Annotated in this window: 12 protein-coding genes; 2 read left to right on the top strand and 10 right to left on the bottom strand. The window is 61.9% G+C overall.

What is annotated here, in order from left to right:
- Positions 1–116: 116 nt before the first annotated feature.
- Together AX708_RS11040 and AX708_RS11045 are read left to right on the top strand one after the other, a co-directional pair.
- The gene (locus AX708_RS11040; protein ID WP_230962558.1) at positions 117–410 is read left to right on the top strand and encodes a DNA-binding transcriptional regulator; all 294 of its coding nucleotides are present in this window, start codon (positions 117–119) and stop codon (positions 408–410) included.
- A gap of 79 nt (positions 411–489) precedes the next feature.
- Entirely contained in the window at positions 490–1,131 is a 642-nt protein-coding gene (locus AX708_RS11045) for a plasmid pRiA4b ORF-3 family protein (protein WP_066531368.1), read from the top strand.
- Between the two features lie 183 nt (positions 1,132–1,314).
- Here AX708_RS11045 and AX708_RS11050 read toward each other — a convergent pair whose 3' ends face one another.
- The 10 genes from AX708_RS11050 to mobF all read right to left on the bottom strand — a co-directional run.
- On the bottom strand, positions 1,315–1,785 hold the full coding sequence (locus tag AX708_RS11050; protein WP_066117803.1) for a hypothetical protein: 471 nt from the start codon (positions 1,783–1,785) through the stop codon (positions 1,315–1,317).
- Positions 1,782–2,975: an NERD domain-containing protein gene (locus AX708_RS11055; protein ID WP_066530278.1), complete on the bottom strand. Its 1,194-nt coding sequence runs from the start codon at positions 2,973–2,975 to the stop codon at positions 1,782–1,784. The genes AX708_RS11050 and AX708_RS11055 overlap by 4 nt, the downstream gene beginning before the upstream one ends.
- A complete protein-coding gene (locus tag AX708_RS11060; protein WP_066530276.1) occupies positions 2,956–3,582 on the bottom strand; it encodes a CsgG/HfaB family protein in 627 nt (208 codons plus the stop codon). Before AX708_RS11060 ends, AX708_RS11055 begins: the two co-directional genes overlap by 20 nt.
- Positions 3,583–3,783: 201 nt before the next feature.
- Positions 3,784–4,071: a hypothetical protein gene (locus AX708_RS20470; protein WP_156443414.1), complete on the bottom strand. Its 288-nt coding sequence runs from the start codon at positions 4,069–4,071 to the stop codon at positions 3,784–3,786.
- Positions 4,072–4,128: 57 nt separating this feature from the next.
- A complete protein-coding gene (locus AX708_RS11065; protein WP_036802364.1) occupies positions 4,129–4,332 on the bottom strand; it encodes a hypothetical protein in 204 nt (67 codons plus the stop codon).
- 53 nt (positions 4,333–4,385) lie between these two features.
- Positions 4,386–5,030, bottom strand: coding sequence for a hypothetical protein (locus tag AX708_RS11070; RefSeq protein WP_066271320.1), 645 nt, complete (start codon positions 5,028–5,030; stop codon positions 4,386–4,388).
- Positions 5,031–5,247: 217 nt separating this feature from the next.
- Positions 5,248–5,814 carry a hypothetical protein gene (locus AX708_RS11075; RefSeq protein WP_066530272.1) on the bottom strand — a complete coding sequence of 189 codons (567 nt, stop codon included), beginning with the start codon at positions 5,812–5,814 and terminating at the stop codon, positions 5,248–5,250.
- Positions 5,811–6,272: a DUF2726 domain-containing protein gene (locus AX708_RS11080; protein WP_066117819.1), complete on the bottom strand. Its 462-nt coding sequence runs from the start codon at positions 6,270–6,272 to the stop codon at positions 5,811–5,813. The genes AX708_RS11075 and AX708_RS11080 overlap by 4 nt, the downstream gene beginning before the upstream one ends.
- Positions 6,269–6,520, bottom strand: a complete 252-nt coding sequence (locus AX708_RS11085) for a hypothetical protein (protein ID WP_066117822.1) — start codon at positions 6,518–6,520, stop codon at positions 6,269–6,271. The genes AX708_RS11080 and AX708_RS11085 overlap by 4 nt, the downstream gene beginning before the upstream one ends.
- 2 nt (positions 6,521–6,522) lie before the next feature.
- A partial coding sequence (gene mobF, locus AX708_RS11090) for a MobF family relaxase (RefSeq protein ID WP_066530267.1) occupies positions 6,523–9,377 on the bottom strand: 2,855 nt, incomplete at its 5' end.

Genomic DNA, 9,377 nt, shown 5'->3' on the forward strand with positions numbered 1-9,377 from the left:
ATGCCGATCTACCTGATCACCGTCTTCGCCAAGAACGAGAAGGACAATCTGACCAAGGCCGAGCAGGCGGCAGCGGTTGAACTGAGCAAGGCCCTGATCGCGGCCTATGGAGATCGATGATGAGCACGGCTTACGAGAGCATTATGCAGGGCCTGAGCGAGGCGCTTGACCATGCCCAGGGCAAGGAGGCTGGCGCGCGCGTGCACACCATCGAAGTGCCGGTTGTGGATGTCGCGGCGATCCGGGCCCGGACAGGGCTGTCGCAAAGCGCGTTTGCTCGCAGCATCGGTGTCGCCAAGGGCACATTGCTCAATTGGGAGCATGGCCGCAGGCAGCCGACCGGCCCGGCGCAGGTGCTGCTGGCGATGATCGCCCGGCGGCCCTCGCTGGTCAGCGAGCTTCTGCGCTGAGGCCAGCGCAGAGCTGTTTGCGGGCGCTGCTGGTGCCCTCGAACTTGCGGGCGCCGCGATGCGGCGGCATCATTGCAGCATGGCAAAGCACTTCGATCCCTACGACTTCATTATCCGGCTCGACGCCCAGATCCTCGGGATCGAGCCGGTTATCAGCCGGTCGCTGGAATTGCCGCGCGACCTCAACTTCGCGCAGTTGCACGAGGTGCTGCAGGCGGCCTTTGGGTGGACCGACAGCCATTTGCACCAGTTCATCGTGGGGGGGCTGGTTATTGGCGCGCCTGAATACCTCGAAGAGGATGCCGATGGCCCCCGGGTGATCGAGGCGACTGAGGTGCACCTGCGCGACCTGCGGTTTCCTTATGGGCGCGACGCGCAGCTCGAGATTCTCTACCAGTACGATTTTGGCGACAACTGGCAGCACCGGCTGATCCTGAGCGAAGTGCCACCGGCGGAAGGCGTCAAATATCCCCGCTGCCTTGCCGGATCGCGGGCCTGTCCACCGGAGGATGTCGGCGGAGACATCGGCTATGAAGCCTTCCTTGAGGCGTGGCGCGATCCTGATCACGAGGAGCATGCTGACAATCGGCGCTGGGCGGGACGCAAGTTTGATCCGGAACGCTTTGATCTTGAGGCGACGAACCGCGCGATTGCGCGAGCCTTGCGCTTAAGTCGCGGTGACTATCGGGCCCGACAAATCGAGTCCATGGAGATGCCATGACAGCAACCGTGGCACAATCACACTGGACACAGTTTACATGGGCAGTTAAGGTATCGGTATTAACATAATGTTTATTATCAATCTGGGATTTTTGATTACCCGTAGAGCGTCTTTTCCAACATAAGCTAGACCTTGGCCGCATTCAAACGGATCCTGACAGAGCCTAATACTACACTCTATCTGTCACATCTCGGTCGTGACGCTCGCCCAGACCACGAAGCCGACGATGCCCAACATGAGGCAGATCAACCCGATAGCAAGGCGCGCGACAGCCTTCCAAATCGTTGTTTTTGGTCGGTCAAAGATGACGTTGCCCATTGGCCCGCGAGCCCGCATGGCGAAGGCCTCCTGAATGACGTCGGCGGCACCGAAAGCGAGCAAAGCGGTGGCCACCATGAATATGGCTGCCCGTATGCCGCCTGGTATTGCGGCGGCCGAGATGATCGCGGCCACGGTCACCAGCGAACCGGCGATCCGAACCAATTCCGCCACCGGGATGATCCGATAGAGTCTGAGCTTCCGGCTTGCCCTCAAGCGGATGAGCGGCGCGCCGCACGACGCACAGACGTGTGTCAGTCTCGGCTCAGTCCAATGGCCGATTGAGCGGCGGCATTTCGGACACTGAGCGCTGCCGATCCCGGCTGCCATGTTCATGTGCGTTCTCCTGCTGGCTGCGTGCCCAGGGCATGGCGAATCTCTTCTGCCCGCTCTGCACTGCACAGCCAGTTGCGAAAGCGTGGGTTCCAGATCGCCCGGCCTTTGCAGACGCCAGTCAGCTGCTCGGCCGCGGGGGTGCCGGGTTGGGCAAGGAAGGCAATTCGCCCGTCCGGTAGAACGCGCTCGGAAATGCCCTCGATCACTGTAACGAGCACGCTCGCTTTGGCGCCGTGCTTCCTAGGGTTTGGAGCCGGTTCCACCTCCTCCTGATCCGTTGCGCTTTGATCTTGCGGCTCTGGTCGGGAACCGGTCGCTGGTGCCGGCTCCGCGAGTGGCACGCCGTCCTGACCTTCTGGGGGAACCGTCACAGCTTCGCTCAGTGTTTCGGACCTAGTTTCGAGTTCGGCCTCTGGTTCGGCGGACACGTTCGCTGGTTGAATCTCCGGGCGGGGCGTAGATGCGACCGCGCGGTTCGGCATGTCATTAATCCCGAACCGCCGTCGCCAGGCATAGTCGGGTTGCACGTGCTGAGAGGCCAGTTGCATCCCAACGGCGCGAAGTTGTCCAACGCTAAGCCCTGTGAGAAAGCCAGTCGCATCGGAGAAACTGACGTCCTCGATCCATCGCTCATGGAAGTTATCAACCTTTACGATGCGCGTGCCGGTACCGATGCGCGTGCGATCGATCTTGCATGTCGGAGGGACGATCACCCACCCTTCAACGCGGCGGAACGCCGCCGAATGCTGGTGCGCCTCGAGCCATAGCTCCAGCAGCCGCGCAGCGCGGTCGGCCTGTGCGACCGGGTTGGGTATTTCGGTGGGTTGCCGCCTGTTCGGATACCAGACGCACCATTCGTTGTGCTCGTTCTTGGAGATGCGACCGCTGAAGTTCTTGGTCTCGAGCACGGCGATCCGCTTCAGGACGCGGTTCAGCAGGAGGTGGTCAAACTGCACGTAACCGTTCAAACCGTCAGGTAGCCTGAGGTCGTGGATCACCGCCACACGTTCAGAATGGCCATAGATGCGGTCAAGGATGTGGGCGGTTTCGCGCTCGCCCTCTGCTCCTTTTCGTATCGTATAGAGTTTCGCCTCGATGGCGCGGCGCTGGTCGGCGATGATCTCTCCCTTCAGCAGTGATTCCAGTACTTCGATATCACCGGAACGTCCGTCACTGGCCTTGAGGATCATCCACCGCCCCCTGCGCTTGGTCAGTGGCAGCTTGGGCCGTGGGTTGCGAAGCTGATGCGGTCTGCTGTGGCAGTCGGGCCTGAGCTTCGAGGATCAGCTTGCGGAAGGCATCGAGGACTGCGATCGAGGTGATCTTCCCAATGTCGGTCGAGCCGTAGGTGCCTCCCAGAGCGCCAACGCCGAGCCCCAGCAGAAGTCCGCCCCCGATCACGCCAACGTCCTTCTTGCGCGCGGAGCCGGTCGCCACGGCCTCCTGAAGGCCCGTATCGACATCGATCAGCGAGAGGAGCACCTGGCTTTCGAGGGTCTTGGTCTTGAGGCCAACAGCGCTCCCGAAGGCACCGCCGATGCCGCCGCCGCTTTCCCGGCTCTTGGCGTCCGAATAAAGCACCTGCGCGCTGATGAGGTAGTCTGCTTTGACCAGAGACTGGGACGGTGCGGCCCCGGTCATGGTGCGCTCACGCTCGAGCGCTCCCATCGCCGCGCCGCGATCGGCAACGCGGAAGCAGTTGGAGCGTGCAGCCATGAGCTTGATGAGCGGGAGAGGATCGACCCGCGCGGTTCCCCCGCCCTGCTGCGCCTCGGCCATTCGGAGCAAGGCCGCCATTCCCGGCGACAGTCGCCGGCAAGGCCGTCAGTCGGGCTTGGAGCCTTCTCTTCGACCAGAGCGACCACTCCGAGCGGCTGTGCGCAGCGGGGCAGTTCGGTGTTCTCGTCGACGCCCGTGCCACCCTTGCCTGCGGTTTGGGCCAGAACTGGGCCGCCCGCGAGGGAGAGCGACGCGAGCGCTCCTGCAATGATCGCGATCCTACGCATGGCGGTCAGCTCCCTTCCCTGAGACATCCGCCGGCCCATCATCACATTCCTTGCAAGCCTCACTGGGGGCACAATTGGCAAAGTCGTCGCAGTCCGGCGCTTCCCCGGCTTCCTTGCGAGCAAGGTAGCGTGCCTGCTTTTCGGCTGCCCGTGTATCAGCGTCGGCCCCGGCGGTGTTTTGTGCGTAGCTCGCCATGCTTGCTGCCACATCGGTGGCCGGAGCAGCCTGTGCAGTTGCGGGCACGCTGATTGCGGCTGCCACGACCGGCAGGCCGATCATCAGATGTCTGTGTGTCATTGTGCTTCCCTTCACGTGTTACCTGATACCAGTTACCAGTTACCATCCCGTCCTGCGGCCGTCGCGCAGATCGGTCTGCGCGCGGCTGTCGCCGAGCGAGGATCGCCGCACCTCGAGCCGGACGCCCTTCCCGCTGGCGCTCGTGCGGATATCGCGCAGGTCGATATCGTTGCGCTTGGCCCAGCGTTCGGCGGCGGCATCGTCGGCGAAATCGCCCATGTCTTCGAAATTCCAGTTGCTCATCGTCTTGTCCTTTCTTCAGCAGCTTGTGGTGCGCGCGCCGGTTTTCTGTGGGTTCATTCGAATGTCTGGAATTCGATCTCTGCGCGCAGGCTGTGCTCCAACGCGTCTTCGATAAGATCGAGTGTTGCCGGGTTCGCGAGGGCGACGACAATGTCCTCATAGGGCGCATCGTTGCCGTGAATGTCTCTTCCCAGAACCATGATCGAGCGGCGGTAGGCGCTCATCGGATGGTCGTTCATGGTCGAGCAGCAGATGGTCCACCAGTTTGGCATGATCCCCAAGGACCGCATGGCGTCTTCGAATTGCTGTTCTGCGAGCAGGATCGCATAGTCACGGCCGCCGGAACGCAGGTCGATGTAATCGTGGGCCGGTCGCAGCAGATCGATCTGGAACACGTGAAACCAGGCCGTGTCAGCGTAGTTGGGGTTGGCAAGTTCCCTCAGGGGAACGGCGTCTGGCCTGTGGTAGTAACCCTGGAAGCCGTCAGGCCCCCTGATCCACAGGAAGTCATTATTGAAATCGCTCGCGATGCGCGCAGCCGCACCTTCGTCGTCCAGCTGGTGCCAGGAAACCGAGACAAGGCGGGTGGAATAGTCCTTATAGTCGCGCTGCGGCGACCGCGGGCGATCCGGTTCGAACGGCGAAGGTTTTGGGCCCTCAGAGATCCTTGACCGCGTAAACATGGAGATCAAACTCATGGGGCCTTCCTCGCTGGTTTGGTCGGGTGTGATGGTCCCCGATTGGTTCTGGCAGTCGATGCGCTGCGTGACAGATCGTAAGGGTACACCTCTTGTTCGATGCGGAAGTCACGCGACCGCTTGAGATTGCCGCCCATGACGATCCATTCTGGATCGACGTTATACTGCATTCTCAGGGGCTTGAGAATCGCAATTGGTGGCCGAACGGTTGTGACTTTCACCCAAACCTCCACTGCTCGATTTCCTTTCGCAGGCTCTGCTCCATCAGATCCTCGAGCTGGTCGAAGGTGGCTGGATTGAACAAACTGCCGCGCACAGCGCCGGTGCCAAATTCATTTCCATCGCAGTCATGGTTGAGGATAATGATGGTGCGTCGATAAAAGCTCATAAAATGGTCACATCCGGTCGTGCATGCGATGGTCCACCAGCAAGGCTCGATCTCGAGCTGGGTCATGGCTTGCTCCAGGTGGCAACAGGCGTTCAGGGCGTGGAATCTGATGCCGTTCGCCGACAGGTCGAGGTAGCGACTGCTCGGATTGAGAAAATCGATCCGTATGCTGGTACAGGTCTTCAACACGTGATCGGAAGGCGATTCCCCGAAGAATGTCTCGAGCCGCAGTGATGCTGTTTCCTCGAAATGCTCCATCTCGCCTGATGGCCCTTGGAGGAACAGAAAATCCTGATCGATGTCCCGGCTTATGAGCGCGCGTGCTTCATCGACATTCAGCGAAGCTGTTGAAAGTGCAATCAGCCGCGTGGAGTAGTCTCGGTGTCCGAACATCATAGAACTCCCGCCAAGGCCTGCTGAACCGACGCGAAGGTGTGGCGGATCGGGCCGAGCCGTATAGTGAGGTAGCCCGCTCGCGACGTCATGCGGTCGCGTTGTCGGTCGGCCGAGCGATTGTGCGTGTGGTCGTCGAGCTCGACGATGGCGATGATTTCGCCGCTTGCCCGGTCCTCGAGCACGAAATCGACCCGTTTGGAGGAGAACCGGTTGCGCACGCTGGTCGAGCGCGATCGGTCAAGCCCTGCCGCAGGCCGCAGGATCGCGCCCATCGAGACCTGAGCATGAACCCGTGCGTGAGGGACGGCGCGCTCGATCATTTCGCAGACGATACGCTCCCGCTTCGTCATAAGTGGGGCCGCTCGGACGGGGAGCGAGCCTATGCCGCGTTTCGTGGACATGAGCATGCCCACGAAAACCACAAGGGCAATGATTGCGAGGAGTCCCAGCTCCGTCATAGCGGCACTGGCCCCACGAGCATTTGTCGTGTCTTCAGGTTGGCCCCCCACAGCAGGCCGGATATGATCGTGATGCTCATCGCGATCATCAAGGATAGGGCGACGTCGGCGAACGCAGCATCAGCCGTGATGGCCGAGTGCTCGCGCATCGCCAGCTCCTCGCAACGCGTCATGCCCCGTGCTTCGACGTTGCACCAATGGATATGGTCGCCGTGGATGACGAAGTCGTAATTGACCGAAGGGTGCATGATCAGATCTCCAGGCTGATGTCTTTTTCGGGGAACGGCTTGTCGGGCACGCGCGGTTCGACCGCGACGCGGTGCTTGCTGAGATCCATGCTGTTGGGCTTGGCGAGGTCGGCAGGCACCTCGGGATTGAAGGTCTTGTCGGTTTTTCCCGGCGCCGACCCACTGCCTCTGGGCGCGTCGATCTCGAGGCGGCCGACCGTCTCAAGGGCGCTGGTCTTGTTGCCCTCGTTTCGCTCGATCGCGCTGATCAGGCGCTCCTTGTTGTCGGTGTGGAGTGTCAGATCGTCCCGCACGCGGGTGACGGTGACGTTGAACAGGCGCTGATTGGAGAGGTTGCTCTCCGAGCCGCTCATCACCGCGATGCCCTTGTCGGTGGTCACGCCCTGCGCCATGTGCATGTTGATGGCATATGCGAGACCCAGGCGTTCGAGCATGGGGTCGCCTTGCTTCAGATGCACCGTCTGATCATCGGCGGTCTTCACGCTGATGCCGTCCTTGCTCACCCCCGTGACTTGCGCCAGCGAGGCATTGTAGAGCCCCCGCTCCTTGTCGTTCGCCGTCCAACGGATCTGGTCGTTTTCGTGGAGCTTGATGTCGCTGCGCTGGGTAAGGCCGAGCGCGTCGCGCTTGTCGTTGGGGTCGATCTTCTGCGGGTCAAACCGCACTGTGCGGTTGCCGATCTTCAGCTCGACGCGGCCCTTGGCATCGACGCCGAGCACTTCGTAGCTGCCGCGCCGGAGCCCGATTTCCGAGACCGCCCTTGCGACCTCGAGCGTCTGCCCTGCCCTGTAGGTCTGGTGGTAGCGCAGCTCCTCGCGTTCCGTGTTCACCCGCTCCAGAACGCTGAGTGTGATGCCATCCTTGCCGAGGGTGCCATCGGAGCGCAGTCCTTCCTGGATGCGCTGATTGAGTTCGGCGCGCGCGTCCCGTCCTGAGGCGAACACCATCGTTCTGTCGCGCTCATCCTTGGGAAGGCTTAGCCACTGGTCCGCTGCCGATTTGATGTGATCGGGGCTGGCCTTCAGCTTGTCGCCGAGCACTTCCATCGCCCCGCGCACTTCCCCGCGGTTTGCGAGCGCTGCGATCGTGCGCAGCTGGTCGGTGCGCTGGCGCAGGTTCTCGTCCATGCGGACCATCGCGATCCCCCCGGCCTGAGCCATCGCGAAAGCCTTGCCCATATCGATCGAGGAGAGTTGCTGGCGGTCGCCGATCATGATGAGTTTCTCGACGCCGAGCGCATTGGCGATGCCGACCAGATGTTTCATCGGCTCGCTGCCGACCATCGAGGCTTCATCGAGCACCAGCACGGCACCCTTGAGCGCGCCGCGCGCGGCTTCGTATGCTTCGCCCCGCCCTGCGAGGGCTGCCTTGGCATAGGCATTCACGAAGGACGACACGGTCTGTGCTTCGATGCCGGCACCATCCCTGAGGTCGCCAACCATCTTGTTCTGGAAGGCGAGCCCCAAAACCTTGTGACCTTCCTGCTCGGCAACCCGGGCCACGGCCGCGATCATGGTCGATTTGCCCGCCCCCGCGACCCCTTGCACGGCAACGATCCGGTCGCTGGACGAGAGGCCGAGCACGGCAGCGGCCATCTGGCCCGTGTTGAGCTGCTTATCGCCGGAGACGGCGTTGATGCGTTCGACCGCAGCGTCAGGCGCAACGATCGGCGTGGCAGCCCCCCTGCCCCTGTCGATCTGGGCGAGGATCAGGGATTCGGTCGCAAGGGCGTGCGGCGTCGTGACATGGGTCAGCGCGCCATCGATCCGGTTTGACTGGCCCGGGATGAGGTTTCCGCTCTCAAGCAGCTGCTCGACGCGGGCATCGACCTTCTCGGCCGTGACACCCCTCAAGCCCAGATCGAGCGCGGTTTTGGTGATCTGTGGGATCGGGAAGGCCGCTTCGCGCTGTTCGAGAATGCGGATGGCCGAAGCCACTGCCGCCTGCGCTCGCAGCTCGTCTGGCGAGAATTTGAGGCGCTCGAGCCCCTGCGTTACCAGCGGGTCTTTCTCCCTGAACACCCCGCCGAGCGCTGTTACGATGTTCGCTATCGTCTCGCTGAGGCGCTGTGTCGGTGTAGTAAGCCGGTCAGGTGTCGTCCCGGCCGCGCGGGATTTCGCTTCCTCGATGACCTGCCTTCCGTCGAACCCGATCGCGGCGGCGCGCTCTCGCCAGTCGGCAGCGAGTTTCTCGCGGTCCTCGACATTGAGCTTGGGATCTCGGCTGTTCTTCGTGATGCTGCGAAGACTCTCGGTAGATGTCAGTCCGAGCTTCTCGCTTCGGGCGAGGATCTCTGCCCGACGCTTGCTGAACTCGTCGATCGCCTCCTTGGGCACGCCGTTGATCTCGAACTGGCCGTGCTTGCCGGTTATGCGCGTGTCGTAGCCAAGCTCAGCCAGCTTTTCGCGGAAAGCAGCGTGGTAGGCTGCACCGATGACCGAGTTGTTTTTCCAAAGTTGGCCATTATGGAGCGCCTGCCAAGCACCGTTCGCCATGCGGGTGAGGTTGGCGATGACGACATGGATGTGGCCTTGGGGGTCGAGGGCCCGGCTCGTGTCATGCGCGAACATTCCGTAGACGAGATTACCGGTTCGCACCGGTTCGCCCGACTTTGTTCGCTCATAGGTTCGCCCTTCAGCAAACTTCTGCTCGACCCAGGTCATTGTTTCGCGGACGGCGCTCCAGTGGGCTGCTAGGATGCGCTCGTCCCCGGATACCAGCGCCAGAATGCTGGCCGATTTCGGCATCGAGAACGTGAGGTCCATCCCCGACTGGCGGTTGGGCACCTGTCCGACCTTCTCACCATTGGGCAGCTCACCATTCAGGATCTTCTCGAAGGCATCCTTGGTGACCTCGC

Origin of the sequence: Erythrobacter sp. CCH5-A1, assembly GCF_001557115.1 — a bacterium.
GTDB lineage: Bacteria > Pseudomonadota > Alphaproteobacteria > Sphingomonadales > Sphingomonadaceae > Erythrobacter.